Genomic DNA, 21,297 nt, shown 5'->3' with positions numbered 1-21,297 from the left:
GCGCTATGGTAAGATGAACCAGGCAAGCCCCTTGCCGTTTGTTAAGGCGGCTAATCTGGATTACGTCATACACGCCGGGGTGCTCACAGCACCCCTTTTTCTATTGCGCTAATCGATTAGAGTCTTTGGAGCGCCTTATATCAGGTTTTTTGTGAGATTTCTTGGGGATAGCAGCCTTTTGAGACTCCTATTTTTGCCTAAATCATCTTTAGGGCCAAATGAGCACGAGATAAGAGTCCTAAAAACATCCTATTTTTCAAATATACGAATATCAAAAAAATTAAGATGCTCAAAAGACTGCTACTATAAATAGACATACGGCTATATGCAAAATACCATTCTCCAATCCAGGTGATGCGAATGTTGCGACGCGGGCGGTTCGCCCCTACCCCTTCGGGCCGGCTCCATATCGGAAACGCTCGAACGGCACTATTGGCCTGGCTGCATATGCGTGCGGCCGGCGGCCGGTTCATCCTGCGGATTGAAGACATCGACAAGCCCCGCTCCAGACCCGCATACGCGGAGCAAATGGCCGCCGACCTGCGCTGGCTCGGGCTCGACTGGGACGAAGGCCCGGATGTCGGCGGTCCGTACGCTCCTTACGTTCAGAGCCTTCGCGAGCATTCGTACGAGCAAGCGATGGAGCGGCTGAGCAGCGCCCGCCGCCTCTACCCTTGCTATTGCAGCCGCGCCGAGCTGATGGCCATCGCCAGCGCTCCGCACGGGCTGGATTCGGAAGGGCCGGCCTATCCCGGGACGTGCAAGCATTTAACACAGGAGGAACGCCGCGCCCGCGAGATGAAAAAATCGCCCTCCATTCGGTTTGCGATGCCGGAGGAGCCGATTGGCTTTGACGATATGGCTGCGGGACATTGCCGTTTTCCCGCCCATGCCGGAGGCGATTTCGTCGTGAAACGCGCGGACGGCATATACGGCTACCAGCTTGCCGTCGTGGCCGACGATGCGGCCATGCAGGTAACGGACGTCATTCGCGGTTTCGACCTGCTCGATTCAACGCCAAGACAAATCGCGCTGTACGAAGCGCTCGGCTTGCAGCCGCCCCGTTTCGGCCATGTCCCGCTGCTGAACGGGCCTGACGGCAAGCGGCTAGCCAAAAGAGACGATGCGATGATGCTCGGTACGATGCGCGAAGCCGGCGTGAGGCCGGAGAAGGTTGTTGGGTGGCTCGCTTATTGGAGCGGGCTTGCGGATAAGCCCGAACCGATTGCCTCAGCCGAGCTGATCGGCGGCTTCGACCTGGCGAAAGTGCCTAAGGAGCCGGTAACCATCAGCGAGGAAGCGATGCGGGTGCTGACCCGGCCCTGAGCGGCCGTAACCAGGGGACTCTGATCTAAGTCTCCGATGCCCCGGAGCCCCTCCGATACTCATCCTCCAGAATCGACATGACCGTGAGCGAGACGTAGCAGTCCTGTACCCGATCGATGTCGCGCAGAAGCCCTTCCGCGCGAAACCCTTCGGATTGATACAGCCGTTCCGCCCGAGGATTGTTCGTTCTGACGTCCAGCCACAGCCGGTGCGCCTTCCACTGGTTAAACACGATATGCTTCAGGGTCCGGAGCGCCTCCCGTCCGTAACCCTTGCCTTTCGGCTCTACAACGAGCCGCAGCAGCAGGACCGAGCTCGGCTGGGGCTCGAGCCCGTGTAATATCGCATAGCCGATCGCTTCCCCAGTTGATCGGTCGGCGAGCAGAAGATGCGCATAATCGCGGCTGCGGATGGCGTCCCTATGCTGCCGCTCGGTCCACTGGCCGACATAAAGCACATTGTGTTCGCTTGCTTCGGCGCGTTGCACGAACGGCAAGTCCGATTCCTCGGTTAAACGAAATACGATCCGTTCCGAAACGGCACATTCCCCGGCAAATGCTGCCTTCGGATGCCCGGGCTCGAAGCTCGTCCCCGAAAGCGCTTCCGGTTTTGCATCCTCGATCGCCCAAAACCGGTTGCCGTACGGATCGTGAAACATCAGATCCCAGCCGCCGCCACCGCCCCGCCTGATCTCGCCGACCGGCGCTCCGTACCCGATCAGCCTCTCGCGAAGCTTGGCGGCGTTATTCACAACAAACTGCACCGAATAATGCGGATGCTCTATATCATTTCCAGCGTACCAGATGCTGTCCGAATCGTCCTCGGGCGAGAAAAGCAGCAGCAGCTGTCCGCTCGGCAAACGAAGCTGCGCGATCCCTTTTTTCCATACGAGCTCACAGCCCAGCACCTCAACATACCATTGTACAGCCGAGTCAAACTCGCTGTCAGGCACAGGGATGCCGAGAACGAGCAATTGCGCTCCTAACGGCTCCATCCGCTCCGCTCCTTTTCCGCCTCCCGCTCCTCGAACGATGGAAACTGTTCTCGAGCCGCATCCTTGCGCACAAGCCCGAAACGCATCTCTTTTCCCCACACCGGACGGTCAAAAGTGATCATGTCGATTTCCCCTCCGCTCTGCACGGTACTCCTGCCGATTGCTACTTGCACATCCCGCAGTCTCAGCTCCGAAGGCTTCTCCTCGCCTTGCCACGTATACGAGACGACTCCGTGAAGCTGCAGCTTGCCCGCCGCATCCGCCTTCCAGCGGAACGTTTCCAGCTCGAGCAGTCTCGTCTTCCAATATTCGATCCACCCTGCGCCGTCAGCCAAAAAAACGATGGCCGTATTATCCCCGGCCTCGCGGCTTTCCAAGGCGCCGACAGACCATAATCCGATCAACGAATCCATAAGCACCCCCATGTTTACTTGAAGCCTGACTACTGATAAAGCCTTGTTCCAAGCGAGAAAAGCAAAAAAGTCGCTCCGCTATGTATCGCTATTAGGTGTAATTAGTCTACACGTTCCGCGAGCGGCTGTCACCTGATTTTTCCACTCCTACACAAAATACCCGTTATCCGGAGATAACGGGCCCGTTTCCTACACCACATCCAGCGCCGCGAGCGGCGTTACAAGCTGCGGGTAACCGCTATCGCGCTCGCGCATCGACGGCGGCAGCTGCCAAACCGCCTGATACGCTCTAATACCGGCGGCTTTGGCTCCGTTCAGTTCATCCGAACCTCCGTCACCGATAAAGACGCACTCGCCAGGAGCTACGCCCAAGCGCTCGCACGCCAGCTTATAAATAGACGGGTCTGGCTTGGCCAGCCTGACCTCGTAGGAGAAAAGCACTTCGTCAAAGTAAGCTGCCAAGCCGCAATCGGGCCAGCTTACTACCTCTTCCTCCGTGCAATTGCTGACCAGCGCCAGCTTGACACCGCCCCGCTTCAGCCTCTCCAGCAGCTCGAATACATCCGGCCTGATGTCCGCGAACGCCGCCTTTTTCTCAAGCACCCGTTCCTCGTACAGCTCCCGCAGCACCTGCTCCGGAACTGCGGCGTTCTGTCCGCCGAGCAGGTCCCGCATCGCGGCAAAGTAGTCGGCGAACGCCCCCGTGCTCCGTTTGACGGAGCGTGCCCCCCACTCCTTGCGGTACACCTCGTGCGTCAGGCCCAGACGCGCGGCATCGTTCCGGTTCGCCCGATCCACCTTCCGGGCGCCGTCCGCAAACTCGGATATGAGCGTTTCAAACAGATCGAACAGGACCGCTTTCACGTGGGTCACGCCTCCATCTCCTTATAGCTGCTACACATCCATTATGTCAAAACGTTCCAGTCCGAGCAACCGAAAGCTTTGTGACGATTGACGCACAGCCGCGGCATTATTCCTGCCGTAATTGCTGCAATTCGACGCCTTGCGGAAGGAGGGCGGCAATACACGAACGAAGCGGCTGCTGCTCCGTCACCTTCTCGTCCAAAATAACGATCGTGCCGGAATCGTCGCTGCTGCGGATCAGCCGGCCTATGCCTTGCCGTAATCGCAGCAGCATGTACGGCAGCTCGACCTCTTCGTAAGGGGATGCCGCATCCTGACGTCTCGCGAGCATCACCGGATCGTGCGGAGGAAACGGCAGCGACCAGATCAGCACATGGGACAGCGACGGCCCCGGAACGTCCAGCCCTTCCCACAGGCTGACGGCACCGAGCACGCTGCATTCGTCGCGCTGGAACGATTCGATCAGATGGCTGATCTCACCGTCGCCTTCAAACAGGAACCGGATGTCTGAGCATTCCGGAAACCGGGCGATCGCCCGTTTGAACTGCTCGAGCTGATCCGCTGCCGGAAACAGCAGAAGCGCCCTGCCGCCAGACTGCTGCAGCCACTTCGCGGCAACCTTCATTTTGGCGGCGAAAATGGAATCGGACTCGGGCTCCGCGACTACCACTTTCATTCTGTTCACGTAATCGTATGGGGAAGGTACGTTAAAAGACAAAAACTTCTCCATCCCGAGACTATCCGCCACATAACGGAACGAGCCGCCAACCGCTAACGTCGCCGAGGAAAAAATAATCGGCATCTTCTCGGCAAAGACACGTTCGCGCATCACTTCCTTGACCGTTCGCGGCATGACCGACAGCATCAGCTCGGTTTCGCTCCTCTCAGTCCAGCAAATGAGCTTCCCTGTCTCATGAAACCATTGCAGCGCCCGATGCATCATCTCGATATGCTCCTCGACAATGCGCAGATGGTACTCGCTAAGCGTATACAGTCCGCTTTCGAATACAAGCTCTTCCTCAATCGCGCTGAGCAAGGCGCGAAACCGCTGCACTTCCGCAAGCAGCTCGCCGTCTAGCTGCACACTCATCCGGGCCGAGCCGGGAATCGGCGTGCTATTGCGCTCCAGCGCCCGGAACAGCGCTTCGCTCTGCGCGATCGCCTCTTCGATGGCATTTGCGAGCGATTCCCGCACCTGCCCGTCCAGCAGACGGGTAATCAGCTCCTCGAACATCGAATGCTTGATCTTGTAAGCCAAAGCTTTCTGGGCGGCATATTCGAGCAGATGCCCTTCGTCGAACACGACCGCGCTGTGTGCCGGGAGAAGCGGTAGCTGGCCTTCGCGCTTTCTCGCCTCATACGTCCATACGTGCTCCATATAAAAATCGTGGGAGCAGATGATCAAGTCCGCCGACTTGCGGTACGCGTCCCGCGAAAGCGTCATGCCGCATCGGTGCCGCTTCTCGCATACGAAGCAATCCTGGAACGCGTTCCAGTTGACTTTACTCCACTGTCCGTCGCTGAATTGCGGGTAATATTTGCGGTCGCCGTAGGCGTGAAACGACTGAAGAGCCTCTCGGGAACGGACGAAACCTGGCAAGCCGCGGTACAAATCCTCGAACAGCTCTGCTTCTTCATCCTGAAATCTCGCTTCGTCCAGCCTTCGGAGACAGACGTACTGGTCGGGCGACTTGCCGAGCCTGGCGTCGATATCGAGGCCGAGGCAGCGGGACAGCTTGGCAATGTCGCCCTCCGGCTTGACAAGCTGCTCGATCAGCGACTCGTTCGCGCACGCGATCACGACCGGTTTGCGCGTATACCTCGCGTAACAGATCGAATACAGCAAATAAACGAGCGTTTTGCCCGTACCCACTCCGGCTTCGGCGAATAAAGTCATCTTTTCCTGAAACGCCTTCTCCAGTTGAAACGCCATATAAATCTGCTCGTCGCGAATCTCGAAGCCGTGTTCCGGCAGCACCTCATAAAATACATCGGCGATCCACGCGCCTGCCTGCTTCATGAAAGGCTCGGCCGGATCGTAAACAAATGGATACCTGCTCAAGGGAGCAACATCCTCCTTCTCGTACTTTCAACTTGAACAGTCTACACCGAAACCCGGTTTTGTTCCAGTCCAACTTTCGGATTCCGCTGCTGTTCGTACGGAAGGCTTTGATGCTGCTGCCCGCAAGAACAATCTCAGGAAGATTTCTCCCTACCTTAAGAAAAGCTTTTGATCGAAGCCTTTCGATGATGAGCATTCGTGTTTAGCGGTAGCTTTTCTTGCAACATCAGAATCACCAAGCTTCGCTCAAAACGTATAAATTCTGATGTTATCAAAAGAGCTCTTCAGGCGGGCAACGCCCTACTCATCTTCGAACAATTTTTCGCCGCGATGGAGCCGCCAGGCAATTTTCGCCGTATGAGGCGTCTCTCGGGAAGTCGGAGCATGCGCCGCCAAATAACGGGTAACCGCAAGAAGCAGCGTTTCACGGGCTTTCTCGGCGAACGGCCCCGGCACGGAAGCCCAGCGGTCATACTCTGAAACGGCCGCTTCGTACATCTGGAAGGAATGGAACTCCGCATCCTCTCGAAGCAGCGCATGACCCAGTACGTTGAATAAAGCCTCCGGCTTTCCGCCGCTGCACAGATAGTGCATCACCCACGCCGCCGCCGGCGCCACCTGCTGCTGCTTGTCGAGAAGCTCCAATAGCTCCGCAGGCTTAGGAGCTTCCTCAGCGGGGGCTCTAGCAGCCGGTCTTGGGGCAGCCGGAATGTTCAAAAACCGGTCGAGATAAATCGTGGCCGCCGTATGGAATATGCCGCGAACCAGCCATGACGGATCGGCGGAACGGATCAAGCCTTCGTGAACGGCGTGAGCATGCGTAAAGGTATGCAGCACCGACAGCCAGTCCCCGAAATCGTTCTGCGTATGGAAACGGACTACTCGCTCCGCCGCCGCCAATGCAGCAATTTGCGAGAGATGCACCGGCGAAGCACCACCGAGCAGAGCATCCTTCAGCATGCGGACTGTCCGCAGCGGATCGTCTCCGAGCAGCGCTTGGAGCAGTTCCTCTTCGTCGATGCCGCAGACTTCATTTCCAGTTGAAACTCCCTTCTTCTCCAGCTCCTCAAAAGCTTCCTTCAACGGTTGGACCAGATTTACCGGGGACTGCCAGCTGTGAAGCTCTTCGCTGCGCGTGGTGTCTCCCAGCATCGGAACAAGAGAAGCCATCACATACTTGCGCTGTGCGTGCCCAACATACTTCAAACTCTCGAATGCTTTATTATGGAAATCGAGCGTATGGCCTCCGTTCACATAAAAATGGTCCGTCGCCGCCATGCTCATCATAGAAAATAACCGCTTCTCGTCAGCTCCCTCCCGTATGGCAGTGAGCAGCACGCGTTCGGCGCCGCGCGTATCCCGAACCTCGATGCAATCGCGATACCATTTGGTCAATCGTTCTTCAGAGACGCCGGTACCCGGGAGCGGGTCGAGCAAGAAGCGCGTTCCGCTTCCGGCCGCGTCGCGCGCCGTATGCAGCATCCCTTGAAACAAGGCAAGAATGCGTCCTTGTTTATCAAGCTTGGGCAGAACGTTAGCCATCGCCGTTAGAATCGTTAATCCCGAGCCCCAGCCTTGTCTCCGTTGTTTGACCCCGAATTCGATCCCGATCGCTGCGATTTCCGTTTCGGGAACACCCGCCTCGATTAAACCGACTATAGCTTTGGCTATGACCAGACCGATATTTTGTTCAAGGCCATTCTGAAGCCGGTTTCTATAAAGCTGATCTGGATTGCCGTTTCCGGGATTCGGATTAACCCAGATCAACCCGTCACGAACGGTTAGGTCGTGTACGGGAACATCGTCTGCCCAAGGATCGAGCGTTCCGCCGCTGCATACGTCAAACCGCGCATGATGCCAGTGGCATGTCAATATGCCGTCGCACAAGCTTCCCATGTGAAGAGGGAAACCGAGATGCGGACAACGGTTATCCAGCGCATGCACTTCATCCTCGTGATAGAAAACTACAATGCCTCCCTTAATCAGCTTCGGACCTTGCTCCCGAAGCTCATCTATCGTACCTGCCTGAATCCAACCGTTCATGAAACCGCCTCCAATTCCCAATTTGATTGGCTTTCCTCATTTCCTACAGTAGCATATTTAGAATAGTTTTTAAATAATTATATTTATAAAGTTGAAGTACAAATCACATCCAGCGATAGCAATCTTTGTTTTAGATCATTAGAGCCGAGACTTGAATCCGGTTTAAATATGGTTTGGAAAAAGCACCAGGTCTTTTCGGCCACTGCCGATACGTTCTTAAAAGGGATTCAGGCGAAGCTTTGAATCTTAAAAGAAAACAAGAGCCCGAACGAGTCCGTCGGCTCTTGGTTTTTATGTTCCTGTCGTCTCCCTTCAGAAGGAAGCGACAATAATAGTCAGACCTGCATCCGCGGCAGCCCGTGCTATCGCCTGTTGAGGCTCCCGGTCGGTGACGACGCGGTGCACGTCCTTCATGCTGGCGAACGAGTGCAAATACCGCTCGCCGAACTTGCTTCCGTCGGCGACGACAGTAACCTTCGCCGCCCGTTTCATCGCCTGCCGTTTCAGCTCCGCCTCGAACGAGTTGGAGTTGCTGAAACCGTGCTCGGCCGTCATGCCGGTTGTGCCGAGGAACACCTGGTCGAATGCCATGGAGGCGAGCGTTCCGATGGCGATCGGACCGATCATCGAGCCGGTTTTCTCGAGCAGCGTTCCGCCGGCGACGATCGTATGAATGCCTTTGTCCAGCAGCACGGTTGCGACGTTCAGCGCGTTCGTAACAACAGTAATCGAGCTGTCGGGATCGAGATGGTGCGCCACCTGGAGCGTCGTCGTTCCGCCGTCGATGAAGATCGCCTCGTGCGGCTGAACGAGACCTGCGGCAGCTTTGCCGATCCGGACTTTCTCGTCCGTATGCACCGCGTCGCGCTCCTTCAGCGAAACGTCCAGCGTGACAGGGATCGCCCCGCCGAACGTCCGGCGTACAAGACCTAACGATTCCAGCTTTTCGAGGTCGCGCCGGATCGTCATGTCCGTCACCTCGTATCGTTCCTTCAGATCGCTGATCTTCACTTCGCCGTCGCGCTGAATCTCGGTTAATATGTCGTTCTGCCTCTCGTTCAATTGAAGCCGCATTCCCGTCTCTTCACTCCGTATCGCCGATCCTAACAGATCGCAAAATATAGAACATCTCTATTATAGCGAAACGGACTCCGGTTTGTCATACGGTCCCATCCAGGTCCCGTCGCCGCCATCCAAACGGCTCCATCCGTTCAGCCGGAGCGTAAGGGTCCGTCGGCTCCAGCCCGCCTCTATGCGCCGGAGCGTATCCGGCCACGGCACGATCCCTCCTGTGGCATCAAGCGACTCCACACTGCACGCGCCTACGCCTACCGCGGCGGTCAGCGTCTGTTCGATCGTCAAGCCGTGAAGCAAGCCGCACAGAAACCCGGCTATCGTGCAATCGCCCGCCCCCGTAGTGCCGACAACCTCCGTCTCAAAACATGGCGCAAGCAGTTCACGGTGCAGCCAGGCTCCCGCCCGCGGCGCGCAGGCGCCCATCGCTTCCAAACGGTCGCGGCTCGCCGTCGTCCGGATATACAGCCCTTCCTCTCCCAGCTTCAGACCGACGAGAGCCGCTCCCATATCGAGCAGTTCCGCGGAATAGTCGGCCAGCAGCTTGCCTTCCGGGGCTTTCTCCGGGTCGAAGCCTTCTCTTCCGCCAAGCATATAATGCGTTTCTTCCCAGCTGGGCAAATACAAGTCTACGTACGGCAGCACCCGCTTCAGCACGCTGCGCCAATCGACGCGTCCCGCCGGAGAATCCGGATCGGGCCGCGACATATCCAGCGACACGGTGAGCCCCTGTGCCTTGACCTTGGCCAGCAGCTTTTCCAGCTCGCGCCCGCCGTCTTCGTACATCGCCTTCATGAGCGGCGGATAGCCGAAATGAAACAGCTTCGCGCCCGCTAGCGACTGCTCCGTAACGTCGTCTGCCGCGAACGTATCGTTGGTGCCGGGACAATGCAGGAAAATCCGGTCCGAGCCGCGCGGACTGATGACGATGCTGTACGAGCTGCGCTCGCTTTCTCCGCTGCCGACAATCAGGCCGCTCGATAAGCCGTCGCCTTGCCGCTCCAAATGCTCGGCGATGAGACGGCCAAACGGATCGTCGCCGATTTTGCCCATCAGCCGCACGTTCGCGCCAAGCCGGTGCAAGGCGAGTCCCGAGTTGGCGACCGTTCCGCCGGTGGACAGCAGCGCGCCTCCGACATTCACGAGCGCCCCCGGCACGCCAAGCGCGGCCAGACTGGCCGTCCCCATATCGGGGATGACGTCCAGACATATATGGCCCGCTACAATGACATCGGCCGCCGGATAAGCCGGCAGCGTCATACGGTCAAGCTCCTGCCCCTCGCGAGGAAACTTCAAGCGTATCCCCCCTGCCTAACGACACCGTCTGCCCGGTGCGTTCCGAGTGTATGGCCGCCGTGAACAGCCGGTGGCTGAGCGCAGCTTCCTCCGGCGTGGCGCAGTGCAGCGGCTGCCGCATGTCGGACCGGTTCGTCAGCTCGTCGCAGAAAGCCGCCCACATTTGCAAAATCGAATCGGAAAATCCGAACTCGAAAATGCCTCCCGTGATCGTAGAATAAGCCGACTGATACGGAACGTCAAGCGTATGCCAGGCTTGCTCGCCGCCGGGCGTATAAGGCATCGACAGCAGCTGCTTCGGGTTTTTCGTGGAATATTCGGCCGAAAGCTCGGTTCCGTTAATCCGGATAAACCACGTATTGGCATGGCCGGGTGCGATCCGCTTCATTGACAGCACCATCGGAAACTTCTGATCGGCCTGCATGACGTCGCAGGCGAGTATCGCATTGTCCCACGTCTCGCAAGGTACGGTGCCGCCTTTGCCGTCCGGCCGCTCCTCCACCGTTTTTTGCAGCAGCGCCCGCACGCTATTGGGCTCCCAGCCAAACCGGAGCGGCAAATGCAGCACATGCATGCCCAGATCGCCCATGCAGCCGTATTCGCCGTTCGTGGCGACACGCCGCTTCCAATTGATCGGCTTATGCGGATCGAGGTCGCTGCTGTGCCAGAAGCCGGCTTCGACTTCGATCAGCTTGCCGAAGCGCCCTTCGCGCACCCACTGTCCGATCCGGTAAGCCCCCGGATAAAACGGAAACTCCGACGAGCAGCGGACGAGAACGTCCGGATGCTTCGCCATCTCCTCCAGAATGCGATCATTCGCCGCCTGATCGATCCCGAACGGCTTCTCTCCGAGCAGATGCTTGCCGGCGCGAACAATATCGATATACATATCGGCGTGCAAATGGTGCGGCACAGCGCAGTAGACCGCGTCGACATCAGGGTCGGCGAGCAGGTCGCGGTAATCCGTATACGACTTGGCTACACTCGGCACCTGCAGCCGGAACCATTCCGACGCAGCGGGGCTGGCGTCGCACACCGCCGTGATGCGCGGTTCGAAGTTGACGTCGCTCAGATGGCACCAGCGGGCGGCGGCGCTGGCAAACTCCTTGCCCATCAGGCCGCAGCCGATGACGCCGAAGCGGATAATCGTTTTTTCCATATTCTATCACTCCCCGCGAAGGATCGCCATCGCTTGTCCGGGCGCTGCACCTTCATGCACAATCGCCATAAACGCTCTGGTCATTCGATCCGGATTGGCGTGCTGAATGACATTGCGGCCGTAGACGATGCCGGAGGCGCCTTGCTGCATCAGCTCGTACGTGCGGGACAATATCGTTTCGTCCGGCGCCCGGCCGCCTCCGCGCGGGAGAACCGGCTTGCCGGAAGCAGCCTCGACTACCAGATGATATTCCTCCAGGCGGTCGCAAGGATCGGCCTTAATAATATCCGCACCCAGCTCGACCGCCTGACGGACGAGCGGTACGATTTTATTCAGATCGCCATCCACCATATAGCCGCCGTGCGTCTCGTTCGGCAGCATGACCAGAGGCTCGACCATCAGCGGCATGCCGTACCGCTCGCATTCCGGCTTCAGCCGGCACACATTTTGCACGCACTGGCGGTACAGCTCCGGCTGATTCGGCAGCAGCAGCAAATTGACGACGACGCAAGCAGCGTCAAGTCGGACAGCCTGCTCCACCGGGTTCTGGATCAGCTCGCTGAACAGATGCGACGGCAGCGATTTGCCGTACACATTCGCGATATCCGTACGCAAAACGAGCGATGGCTTTTTCTTCCCCGGAATGCTCTGCAGCAGTCCGGCCTGACCCGGGCTGAGCTGGATCGCATCGGGGTCCGCATCCACAATCGTACGAATCGCCTGCTTCATATTTTCAATGCCGCTCAGAAACGAAACCTCGTTAAAAAATCCGTGATCGATCGCCACGTCGAAACATTTGCCGTCTTCGCCGAACAGGCGGTTCATTCTCGGTCCGATAGACATAAGTGACCTCCGGTATCGTATTTTCGTTCTACAATGAATAATGTTCGTTTATAACATTTATAATGTTACATTTAAACATCGAATTTGTCTATACCGGAATGAAGACGCAGCAAAAAAAAGACAGTGCCTGAGCGCCGTTTCGCGGCTCCGCACTGTCCTTTATGAATGATGGACGAGCAGCTTGTACAGCTCCCCGCCGCCAGAAGTCCGCCTCCGCTAACTCCGCACCGCTTCGATACGCATCACGAACGAGCCTTCCGCCGCCGGTTCCATCATGCTCAGTTTGATCCGATGCAGCTTCTCTCCCCACACCGCCAGCAGCTTGGAATCCGTGACGACGATCGGCTCCACCTCGGCCGAAAGCCGGCTGCCGTCATAGTGCAGCGCGATCGTTTCGCCAAGCGGGTTCGACAGCTCGATACGTCCGTCCGCAAGGATACGCGGCTCCGGCAGTGACAAGATGTTCAGTATTACATCGTCCGTCGCGGCCGCAAGCTCGAACGTATCGCCGATCTCGAGCGAAACGCCATCGCTCGCGCGCTTCAACCCGACATGACGCCGCCAGGCTACGATGCCGGCCTCCTTCGGATAAGCGGCAGCAATATTCATCGATACGGAAGCGCCCTCGTCGCTCGCCTCGTACGAGACGTCTGTCGCACGAAAGGCGGCCCCCGCCTGCTGCTGCACGCCGCCAACAGTCGGGACGCTGTGATAATCGGACTGCATCGTCCATATTTCATAGCGGCGCGAGCTGAACGTCTTGCTCGTATAATTCTCCACACCCGCATCGATCAGAAACGGGCGGCCGTTGTAATAAACGATATAATGGCCGATGTCGTTATGATTATGACTCTCGCTGTTGTGCCCGCCCTTGGCGGCTACGTACAGCCCCTCCGAACTGCCGCCTTTCTCCCGGACTGCGAATATTTGCGTATCCGCAAGCCATACGTCTCTCTCGTAGGGAGCGGCCCCGTCTGCGGCAAGCAGCTCGCCGGCGTCGAACAGCTTGCCGAGAATGCGCATCGGCGACCCGAACGAGTCGCGGTTTACGCCGTTGCCGTGAAAGGCGCTCGCCCCTAACCCGGCCATCCGGCTATCGCCGATCCGCTTGCCGTAACGGTATACGATATCCGCCGCTATTTTGATTCTGGCATTGCCGTCGGCGAAATTGACGTAATAATTGCCGTCGATATGCGCCCGGTAAATATAGCGGCCGATCTGTCTGACGAGCTCTTCCTCATAAAAGCTGATTTGCCCGTCCGAGGCCAAATGGATCAGCTCCATGCAGTCGAACAAGGAAGCACCCGCACGGCCCCAATAACCCGGCCCCTCGTCGCAGCCGCCGTCGGCATGATAAACGCCAACGAAGAAATCGAGACATTTCGCCGCTTTTTCTATGGCGCGGCTGCGCGGTTCGGCCTCCTGTTCCTGCAAAAGAAATACGGCGAGGCAATTGGAAATGATCCACGGATTCCAGTTGTTCACCTTCCGGCCTGTAAAGCCCATCCAACTGAAATCGTCGCGTTCCAAAAACGGCACCATCAGACGCCGATTCAGTTCATAACGGATTCGCTGTACCAGCATAGGGCTCTCCTCGTTCAGCCGGTCTGCAAGCAAATATGCCGTCCAGGCGAGCAAGCCTCCCGTTTCGGAGGCAAACAGGTCGATCACGGGGTCCGTTACGTCAGGCAGGGCGGAGCCGGCGCTTTGCTTCGATATCGACAGATGGGCGGGTATGACCCAATACGATTCTTCGCACAAACACCAGATGCCGTTAACGATCTGCTCGATAAAACGGCCCCGCCCTTCGACGCACTCCCCGATCACAAGCTCGCAAAGCGCCCGGCGGCGCGTGAAATAAAGCTGCTCGTACCGGGAACGGTTGCCGTCGCGGACATAATCCATATACCGGACCGCGGGCAGCGCCGGCCATGTGAAATCCAGCCTTTCCTCGGCCCACTGGGTCCACATGCCGGCGACCGCTTGTGAAATCGCGTTCCAAGAGGCACGATCCGTATATTGCGGAAACGGCTTAAACGACTGAGCCGGAAGCAGCAGCCGCTTCGAGCTCGTCTGATCCAACTTTGAATAAAACATCAGAGGCTTATCCCTTTCGCTTTTGTGAAGCGCGGGCGGAAGCTCGATAACGGTACTTGGTCATGTCTGTAAAATCCGATAGCTTGCGTTTATCTTCTTCCGTCCCTTTCGAGGACATAAACAAAATGCCTTCGGCCGATTCGGCCCGTTCCCTGACATTCGTTCCGAGAACGCGTATCAGTTGATTGACCGTGCCGTCGTTGCCGTCCATCAATACGACATGAGGCGGTACAACCTCGCGGATCGAATCGCGGAAAAATACGAAATGCGTACAGCCGAGCACAATCGCGCCATAACGCTGAAGCTCGAACGGCGCGAACTGCTCGCGCAAGTAAGCGACCACCTCCGGTCCGCCGAATACGCCGCGCTCGGCGAACTCGACAAGCCCGGGCAGTCCGAGCGTATCAACCTGTTCAGGCGATTGCAGCTTCCGCACGAGCGTCTGGAACTTGCGTTCCTTAAGCGTCAGCGGGGTAGCCGTCACAAGGACGCGTCCGCCCGATTGCTGGACGTATTGCAGCGCCGGCTTGACGGCCGGCTCCATGCCGATAATCGGGAACGCATACCGGTCCCGAAGCTCCTCGATCGCAGCGCTGGTTGCCGTATTGCAGGCGATTACAATCGCCTTCACCTCGCAGCTGCGCATAATGTCGTCTATGCAAGCGACGACAAATTCATATACTTCTTCCCTGCTATGTACACCGTAAGGCACATTCAGCGTATCCGCATAATAAGCGTAAGATTCGGAAGGGAGCTTGCGGACGGCTTCCCGCAGCACCGTAAGCCCCCCGACGCCCGAATCGAAAAAAACGATTCTCATATGGGGCTCCTCGCTTTAATCTTGGATGAGGTTCGGCTACGCCTTCCCGCGGTATGGTTTTGGCATCAGGCCGCTGTCCGGCAGCGGGTCGTCCCCGAGCGTCGGCTCGAACACTTCCGGCCTCCACGACTTCCGGCCTGCCCGCTTGGGACGCTCCTGCCGAATCTGCACCGTCTGCGCATAGGCCAAGCTCTCCAGCATCGATCTGCCGGTGCTCGGCGTGGCAGCCGGCTCGTCGCTCCGCTTGCCGGAGCCGCCGGGACTCGGTCCCGTCATCGCCGCTTTGCGCAGCTCGCGGAGACGAGTCTCCAGCCGCTCGATATCTTCCGACCAGTCGCGCCGAACCGCAAACTCCTGTGCAGCGGCGCGCTCTGCCGCCACGCGTTTGATCTGCTCGTTCATCTCGATCACCGCCAAGCTTTTTCTTATTATTGCCGGCCTCGCCGAGCTGCTTTGTCTATCATAGCACGAATCACTGCGTTATGACCCGCGTATTTTCCCGCCGGTCCGGTATTTTTCCCCTACTAGAGTCCAGATACCTATTCCGCCACTGGTCCGTTTTGGATCATTCGCAGCTCCTTTACAATAGAAACAACAAAGCTTACAGAGGTGTGGAAAACGATGAAACGGAACAAGAAGCTATATATTGTTCTGACCGATACGGGCACCTGGCTCACCAAATTGATCAAGACGTATACGAAAGATCCGCACAATCACGCCTCTCTGGCGTTTGACGAGACGCTGCGCGACGTATACAGCTTCGGCAGAAAGGAAGCGTCCAGCCCGCTGCGCGGAGGCTTCGTCAAGGAAGACATGCACAGCCCGCTTTTTATGGGCGAGGAGCGCAACACGACCTGCGCCGTCTACGAATGCGAAATCGGGCACGCGGCTTACGAGCGCATCGTACAGGCGGTCAAGGAATTCGAGCTTAGCGAGAACGAATACAAATATAACGGCATCGGACTGCTCGGTGTCGCCTTCGGAACGAAAATCAGCCGCAGCAACGCTTATTTTTGCTCACAGTTCGTTTCCGCGATGTTTCTGAAGGGCGGCGTTTCCCTCAGCGGCAAATGCCCGGAGCTTACTACGCCCGGCGATCTGAGCCGATCTCCCCACGTAAAGCTCGTTTACACGGGCAGCTTGCGTCATTACGCTCCGCTGCGGAAACGATTTGCCGCCGAGCGTAGCAGAAAGCAAGCCGTTTCTGTCTGACCACAGCGGTTAGGACCGAAACTTAAGTTCTAGGCTTGACGCGATTGGTCGGAATCGCCGTCATCGGATCGTCCGGCCAGTAGTGCTTGGGATAACGGCCTTTCAAATCCTTCTTCACTTCGAAATACGCGTTCCGCCAAAAGCTCGCCAAATCGCGCGTCACTTGTACCGGCCGTCTGGCAGGCGACAGCAAATGCATCGTTAAAGGAACCCGGCCTCCGCCTATAACCGGCGTGCTCGTCATGCCGAAAAGCTCCTGAAGTCTTACGGAAAGGATCGGCGCCGACGGATCGTCATACTCGACCGGAATACGCGAGCCGCTAGGCACGACAACATGCGTCGGCGCCTCTTCCTCCAGGCGCCTGCGCTGCGCGTAGCTAAGCGAGGCTTCAAGCACATTCGCCAAATTCAACTTCTCCAGATCGCTGCGGCTTCTCATGCCGCGGATATACGGGGCAAGCCAGCTTTCCAGATCGGAAGCGAACGCGTCTTCGGACAAATCCGGCCACTTCGGCTCGGCATTCGGCTCATGCCTCCGCATGAACAGGATGCGTTCGCGGAGCTTGCCGGCCGCTCCGGTCCAAGGCAGTATCCGAATTCCCTCCGTCCGGATGCCTTCAAGCAGCGCCTGCGCCGTCAGCTCCTCGTCCGGCTTCGGATCGGGAATGTCGCTTACGGTAATAGCCCCCAGCTTTTTCCTGAAACGCGCACGGACCGCCTGAACCGAGCTGTCCCATGCCACGGCCGATTGCTGCGTGAAAAGCCCCGGCACGGCCGCTTCCAGCTCCTTGATGCCGACTGGAGCTGCGAGCAGAATGCGGCTATCCGTCCCGGCATCGTCCAGTTCAGCCGCAACCAAATAAGGCGATGCCGAGATCGTCTGCACGGAAGCAAGCGCGGCGCCCCGTCCCCCGCTGAGCAAATAACGACCGTCTCCCCTGCTCTGGGCGATCCGGTCCGGGAACGCCAGGGCGAGCAGCAGGCCGCACGAAGCGCTATCGACCTCGCCGCTTCCGCCCTCGATGCGGAACATTCGCCGCCAGGAGGCGGCCTCCGCAACGATACGCCGGAGCGCGGACGCATCCGCACGCAGCCCGGCCGCGCCGTTCATTCCGCCGCTATCGCCGCCGCGGTGTGCAAGGAGCAGCTCCATTCTCGGGCGCAGATCGGCCGAGGCCGGCCCGGGTCCGTCGCCGCGGAACACATCCCTCTCGTTTAACAAAGCGGCCAAGAAGATGGCCGTTTCTCCCATTCCGAGACGTTTGGCGTTAAGCACCATATGGGCAAGACGCGGTGTCAGGCCGCTAGCCGCCATATCGCGGCCGTGGGCGGTGATGGCCTCTTTGCCATCGATCGCGCCGAACATCGCAAGCAGCTCCCTAGCCTGTGTATAGGCTCCCGCCGGCGGAACGTCGAGCCACCGCAGCTGCTCCGGCTCAGGGGTCCCCCAGGCGGCCAGCTCCAGCGCCAGCGGCGCAAGATCGGCCTCGCGGATTTCCGGCACTCCGTGTTTGACGAAATACGCCTGCTCCTGCTCCGTCCACAAGCGGTAACAGACGCCGGGTCCAAGCCTTCCGGCCCTGCCTCGACGCTGATCGGCCGATGCGACCGACACTCTCACCGTCTCAAGGCGGCTCATGCCGGTTTGCGGCGAAAAGCGGGGTATCCGCATCCAGCCGCTGTCGATGACGATTCGTGTGCCTTCGATCGTCAGGCTTGTCTCCGCAATCGAAGTGGACAGTACAACTTTGCGTGTGCCGGGTCTCGCCGGGGCAATAGCCCGATCCTGGGCATCCTGGGGCAAACTGCCGTGAAGAGGCAGCACCTGTACGTGCTCCGGCAGCTTCATCGTGGACAATGCCGCTTGGGTCCGCCGTATTTCTCCCGTGCCTGGCAAAAAAACGAGCGCGTCCCCTTCTTCCTCTGCGGTGGCCCGTACGATCGCCCTCGCCACCAGCTCCTCTAGTCTTCCTTCCGGCTTACGCGGCAAGTAACGGGTTTCCACCGGATACATGCGGCCTTCGCACTCGATCATAGGAGCATCGCCAAGCAGCGCCGCTACCGGCGCCGCATCCAAGGTCGCGGACATGACGAGCACATGCAGATCTTCGCGCAGCAGCTCTCGCGATTGCAGGCATAACGCCAATCCGACATCGGCATGAAGGCTCCGCTCGTGGAACTCGTCGAAAATAACAAGCCCGATCTCCTCCAGCGCCGGATCCGATTGAAGCATTCGGGTTAAAATTCCTTCGGTCACGACTTCGATCCGTGTCCCAGGTCCTACGCGCGTATCCATTCTGACGCGATATCCTACTGTTTGACCTACCGTTTCTCCGAGCGAAGCGGCCATGTAGGCGGCCGCCGAACGCGCGGCAAGTCTTCTCGGCTCAAGCATCACAATTTTTTTCCCGGCAAGTCCGGGCAAATCCAGCAAAGAAAGCGGCACGCGCGTCGTTTTCCCGGCGCCCGGCTTGGCTACGAGTACGGCGCACCCGCGCTCATTAAGATTTTGTTTCAATTCCGGCAATACGGAATCGATCGGCATGACAGTCAACGCCTGTTCCCCCACATCTGCATCGCAATCCAGTTCATATACGCAATCGAATCCAGTATACCGAACGGCATCTTCTCCATCAACCGGCCTGCTTCCAACATAATGAAGAAACATGTTGGGCAAACTGGAACTAGAATAGCATCAATTCTGAGAAGTAAGGAGAATGACCGTGAACGAGTTGATCAAAAAAGCGCTCTACTTAGGCGTCGGCATCACCGTTGCCAGTAAAGAAAAAATCGAGAGTCTCGTCGAAGAGCTGGTTAAAAAAGGAGAGGTCGCTCCGTCGGAATCGAAGGAGCTTGTCGCGAAGCTGATCGAAAAAGGCGAGGAGGGTGAGTCCGAGATGAAGCGGATGATGCGCGACTCTATGAACAAGCTGCTTGCCGAGATGAACGTCGCGACGCGGCAGGATATCGAACGGCTCGAGCAGCGTCTGGCCAAGCTGGAGACGCCATCATCGTAGTCCGTGCTTATGTCTGGAAGGGAGTGTCACCCGCATGATCGGACGGCGGATACGCCATATCAATCGGTACAGAGACATTGCCGTCGCCCTGACGCGCCACGGGTTCGGCTTCGTCGTCGAGGAACTGGACATTTTTCATCTGCTGTCCATCCCGGCCCGGCTCGGCTTGACCGCTCCCAGAACCGACAAAAAGACGCTCGGCGAACGAATACGCGGCGTCATCGAAGAATTGGGGCCAACCTTCATTAAGCTGGGACAACTCGCCAGTACGCGGTCCGACCTAATTCCCCAGCCGATCATGCGGGAGCTGGAGAAGCTTCAGGACGACGTATCGCCTTTTTCCTTCGAGGAAGTCAGGCAGATTGTCGAGTCGGAGCTGGGGCTCGGGCTGGAGCAAGAGTTCGAATCGTTCGACCCTGTTCCCGTAGCCGCCGCCTCGATCGGGCAAGTTCATCTAGCTGTGCTGCAGACCGGGGAACGTGTGGCGGTCAAAGTGCAGCGTCCCGCCATATCCGATACGATCCGGACCGATCTCTCGATCCTGCAAAATTTGTCCGTCCTCGCCGAAGCTCGCTTCGAGTGGGCGAAACGGTTTCAAATTCGCGCGATTATGGATAATGTCGGTCAATCGCTAACGGAGGAGCTTGACTACTCTATCGAAGCGCGGAATACGGAAACGCTGTACAGACAGTCCGCGCGTGATGGCTCGGTGCGGATTCCCCGGGTGTATACCGACTACTGCTCCAAAATACTGCTCACAACGGAATATATGGACGGCATCAAGCTGAACCGGCCCGACCAGCTCGCCGCAATGGGGTACGATCCGAAACGGATCGCAGAAACGCTGGTGCAGGCTATGCTGAAGCAAATTTTTATCGACGGCTTTTTCCACGCCGATCCGCATCCCGGCAATCTGCTCGTGCTGCCCGATCATACGCTCGCTTTTCTCGATTTCGGCATGGTGGGCCGGCTGGACCCGGAGATGAAGCGGCATTTCGCCAAGCTTATTATTGCGCTTATGCGGCAGAGTACGAACGGAATCGTGGATGCGGTCCTCCGGATGCGGCTCGCAACCGAAGAAGTCGACCTCGCTCAGCTGAGGCGCGATATCGACAGGCTGCGCGACAAATACGTGCAGGTTCCGCTTAGCGCGATCAGTCTCGGGGAGGCGGTTACGGATCTGCTGGGCGTCGCTTACCGGCACCGCATCCGGATTCCGACCGATTTCATCCTGGTAGGCAAATCGCTCATGACCGTGGAAGGGCTCGTTAAGCAATTAGACCCGCAGATCAACATGATGCGGATTGCCGAGCCGTTCGGCAGTAAACTGCTGCTGGAGCAGTACCGGCCGGGAAAAATTGCGGAGAGCTTCAAGGAGGAGCTGGCCGAATTCGCCGAGCTGCTGCTGCACGCCCCGAAGCATGTGAAGGATGTCATCAACACGCTTAAAAAAAGCCGGATCGAGTTCGCAATCCCGGATCTCGACAAGCTGTTTCAGAAGCTCGACCGGATCATCAACCGCATCTCGTTCAGCATCGTCCTGCTTTCGTTCAGCATCATCATGAGCGGGCTCATCATCGGCTCGTCGCTGAACCGGCAGGCCAGCTTAGTGTGGCACATCCCGGCGCTGGAAATCGGCTTTTTCATCGCGATTTTTTTGTTTGTCTGGCTTATTCACGCTATCTTCAAGTCAGGACGATTTTGACTTTAGAGGAGCACCTTCATGAATTGATCGGGCGTCGTCCCCGGTTCCATCGCGAACGAGACGTGCACCGACCTCCCGTCCGGATGCTCGAAAGATTGACCGTCCAGGATAAAGCCTTTCTGCTCGGCGATCCGGTATAGCTTCGGAAACGTCTGGGCTGCGGCTATCGCCTCCTCCTTGCCGGAATAGGCGTGCAGGACGACGGGCTGGCGCTCCGAATAGAGGTTAATAACGACATGATACCGCCGGTTCGACGCTTCTTCTACATACAGCTCATAACGGTGGTCAAAGGTGTGATATACATTTCCCATCGGCTCTTTGTCATCCTTTCTGCTTCTGCTTACAACTGTTCGACGCGCCCCCGCCATACTC

At 57.9% G+C, this 21,297-nt stretch carries 18 protein-coding genes and 1 pseudogene; 5 read left to right on the top strand and 14 right to left on the bottom strand.

All coding sequences use genetic code 11. From position 1 onward, the window contains the following. The first annotated feature begins 360 nt into the window (after positions 1-360). Positions 361-1,326, top strand: a complete 966-nt coding sequence (gene gluQRS / locus D7M11_RS14600; protein WP_193556200.1) for a tRNA glutamyl-Q(34) synthetase GluQRS — start codon at positions 361-363, stop codon at positions 1,324-1,326. A gap of 25 nt (positions 1,327-1,351) precedes the next feature. Here the strand turns inward: gluQRS and D7M11_RS14595 are convergent, their stop codons facing one another. The 5 genes from D7M11_RS14595 to D7M11_RS14575 all read right to left on the bottom strand — a co-directional run bounded on the left by D7M11_RS14595 (position 1,352) and on the right by D7M11_RS14575 (position 7,702). Further along, a complete protein-coding gene (locus tag D7M11_RS14595; protein ID WP_120747967.1) occupies positions 1,352-2,320 on the bottom strand; it encodes a GNAT family N-acetyltransferase in 969 nt (322 codons plus the stop codon). Beyond that, on the bottom strand, positions 2,308-2,733 hold the full coding sequence (locus tag D7M11_RS14590; protein ID WP_120747966.1) for a hypothetical protein: 426 nt from the start codon (positions 2,731-2,733) through the stop codon (positions 2,308-2,310). The genes D7M11_RS14595 and D7M11_RS14590 overlap by 13 nt, the downstream gene beginning before the upstream one ends. Before the next feature lie 189 nt (positions 2,734-2,922). Beyond that, entirely contained in the window at positions 2,923-3,606 is a 684-nt protein-coding gene (locus D7M11_RS14585; RefSeq protein ID WP_120747965.1) for an HAD family hydrolase, read from the bottom strand. 97 nt (positions 3,607-3,703) lie between these two features. Beyond that, positions 3,704-5,659 (bottom strand): ATP-dependent DNA helicase, encoded by a 1,956-nt coding sequence (locus D7M11_RS14580; protein ID WP_120747964.1) that lies wholly within the window; start codon positions 5,657-5,659, stop codon positions 3,704-3,706. Between the two features lie 300 nt (positions 5,660-5,959). Continuing rightward, positions 5,960-7,702: a Rieske (2Fe-2S) protein gene (locus D7M11_RS14575; RefSeq protein WP_120747963.1), complete on the bottom strand. Its 1,743-nt coding sequence runs from the start codon at positions 7,700-7,702 to the stop codon at positions 5,960-5,962. A gap of 105 nt (positions 7,703-7,807) precedes the next feature. Here D7M11_RS14575 and D7M11_RS37350 point away from each other — a divergent pair. Continuing rightward, positions 7,808-7,945 (top strand): annotated as a pseudogene (locus D7M11_RS37350) (LysR family transcriptional regulator); the annotation flags it as partial. A gap of 69 nt (positions 7,946-8,014) precedes the next feature. Here the strand turns inward: D7M11_RS37350 and D7M11_RS14565 are convergent. From D7M11_RS14565 to D7M11_RS14535, 7 genes are all read right to left on the bottom strand, one after another. After that, entirely contained in the window at positions 8,015-8,776 is a 762-nt protein-coding gene (locus D7M11_RS14565; protein WP_120747962.1) for a DeoR/GlpR family DNA-binding transcription regulator, read from the bottom strand. Between the two features lie 60 nt (positions 8,777-8,836). Next, on the bottom strand, positions 8,837-10,072 hold the full coding sequence (locus D7M11_RS14560; protein ID WP_240041112.1) for a carbohydrate kinase family protein: 1,236 nt from the start codon (positions 10,070-10,072) through the stop codon (positions 8,837-8,839). Beyond that, positions 10,041-11,231: a Gfo/Idh/MocA family protein gene (locus tag D7M11_RS14555; RefSeq protein WP_120747960.1), complete on the bottom strand. Its 1,191-nt coding sequence runs from the start codon at positions 11,229-11,231 to the stop codon at positions 10,041-10,043. Before D7M11_RS14555 ends, D7M11_RS14560 begins: the two co-directional genes overlap by 32 nt. Before the next feature lie 6 nt (positions 11,232-11,237). Continuing rightward, the gene (locus tag D7M11_RS14550) at positions 11,238-12,074 is read right to left on the bottom strand and encodes a class I fructose-bisphosphate aldolase (RefSeq protein ID WP_120747959.1); all 837 of its coding nucleotides are present in this window, start codon (positions 12,072-12,074) and stop codon (positions 11,238-11,240) included. Positions 12,075-12,290: 216 nt separating this feature from the next. Beyond that, on the bottom strand, positions 12,291-14,156 hold the full coding sequence (locus tag D7M11_RS14545) for a heparinase II/III domain-containing protein (RefSeq protein WP_193556199.1): 1,866 nt from the start codon (positions 14,154-14,156) through the stop codon (positions 12,291-12,293). A 22-nt stretch (positions 14,157-14,178) separates the two neighbouring features. After that, on the bottom strand, positions 14,179-14,991 hold the full coding sequence (murI, locus tag D7M11_RS14540) for a glutamate racemase (protein WP_120747957.1): 813 nt from the start codon (positions 14,989-14,991) through the stop codon (positions 14,179-14,181). A gap of 36 nt (positions 14,992-15,027) precedes the next feature. After that, positions 15,028-15,408, bottom strand: coding sequence for a hypothetical protein (locus D7M11_RS14535; RefSeq protein WP_193556198.1), 381 nt, complete (start codon positions 15,406-15,408; stop codon positions 15,028-15,030). A gap of 204 nt (positions 15,409-15,612) precedes the next feature. Between D7M11_RS14535 and D7M11_RS14530 the strand changes: the two genes are divergently transcribed. Beyond that, positions 15,613-16,203, top strand: coding sequence for a C40 family peptidase (locus D7M11_RS14530; RefSeq protein WP_193556197.1), 591 nt, complete (start codon positions 15,613-15,615; stop codon positions 16,201-16,203). A gap of 22 nt (positions 16,204-16,225) precedes the next feature. Here D7M11_RS14530 and hrpB read toward each other — a convergent pair whose 3' ends face one another. Further along, entirely contained in the window at positions 16,226-18,757 is a 2,532-nt protein-coding gene (gene hrpB, locus D7M11_RS14525) for an ATP-dependent helicase HrpB (protein ID WP_120747955.1), read from the bottom strand. A 163-nt stretch (positions 18,758-18,920) separates the two neighbouring features. Between hrpB and D7M11_RS14520 the strand changes: the two genes are divergently transcribed. Both D7M11_RS14520 and D7M11_RS14515 read left to right on the top strand, forming a co-directional pair. Continuing rightward, entirely contained in the window at positions 18,921-19,220 is a 300-nt protein-coding gene (locus D7M11_RS14520) for a phasin family protein (protein ID WP_240041111.1), read from the top strand. A 34-nt stretch (positions 19,221-19,254) separates the two neighbouring features. Beyond that, entirely contained in the window at positions 19,255-20,925 is a 1,671-nt protein-coding gene (locus D7M11_RS14515; protein WP_120747953.1) for an ABC1 kinase family protein, read from the top strand. Between the two features lie 2 nt (positions 20,926-20,927). Here D7M11_RS14515 and D7M11_RS14510 read toward each other — a convergent pair whose 3' ends face one another. Further along, the gene (locus D7M11_RS14510) at positions 20,928-21,236 is read right to left on the bottom strand and encodes a hypothetical protein (protein ID WP_120747952.1); all 309 of its coding nucleotides are present in this window, start codon (positions 21,234-21,236) and stop codon (positions 20,928-20,930) included. Positions 21,237-21,297 lie beyond the last annotated feature (61 nt).

Origin of the sequence: Paenibacillus ginsengarvi, assembly GCF_003626695.1 — a bacterium.
Classification (GTDB): Bacteria; Bacillota; Bacilli; order Paenibacillales; family NBRC-103111; genus Paenibacillus_AB; species Paenibacillus_AB ginsengarvi.
Note: the sequence above shows the minus strand (reverse complement) of the source record. Positions and strands in the feature narration are given on the sequence as shown.

Coding starts and splice junctions, on each gene's coding strand:
- D7M11_RS14550 (WP_120747959.1), bottom strand. CDS start 12,074: ATGTCTATCGGACCGAGAATGAACCGCCTGTTCGGCGAAGACGGCAAA.
- D7M11_RS14515 (WP_120747953.1), top strand. CDS start 19,255: ATGATCGGACGGCGGATACGCCATATCAATCGGTACAGAGACATTGCC.
- murI (WP_120747957.1), bottom strand. CDS start 14,991: ATGAGAATCGTTTTTTTCGATTCGGGCGTCGGGGGGCTTACGGTGCTG.
- gluQRS (WP_193556200.1), top strand. CDS start 361: ATGTTGCGACGCGGGCGGTTCGCCCCTACCCCTTCGGGCCGGCTCCAT.
- D7M11_RS14575 (WP_120747963.1), bottom strand. CDS start 7,702: ATGAACGGTTGGATTCAGGCAGGTACGATAGATGAGCTTCGGGAGCAA.
- D7M11_RS14530 (WP_193556197.1), top strand. CDS start 15,613: ATGAAACGGAACAAGAAGCTATATATTGTTCTGACCGATACGGGCACC.
- D7M11_RS14510 (WP_120747952.1), bottom strand. CDS start 21,236: ATGGGAAATGTATATCACACCTTTGACCACCGTTATGAGCTGTATGTA.
- D7M11_RS14590 (WP_120747966.1), bottom strand. CDS start 2,733: ATGGATTCGTTGATCGGATTATGGTCTGTCGGCGCCTTGGAAAGCCGC.
- D7M11_RS14520 (WP_240041111.1), top strand. CDS start 18,921: ATGACCGTGAACGAGTTGATCAAAAAAGCGCTCTACTTAGGCGTCGGC.
- D7M11_RS14565 (WP_120747962.1), bottom strand. CDS start 8,776: ATGCGGCTTCAATTGAACGAGAGGCAGAACGACATATTAACCGAGATT.
- D7M11_RS14595 (WP_120747967.1), bottom strand. CDS start 2,320: ATGGAGCCGTTAGGAGCGCAATTGCTCGTTCTCGGCATCCCTGTGCCT.
- D7M11_RS14555 (WP_120747960.1), bottom strand. CDS start 11,231: ATGGAAAAAACGATTATCCGCTTCGGCGTCATCGGCTGCGGCCTGATG.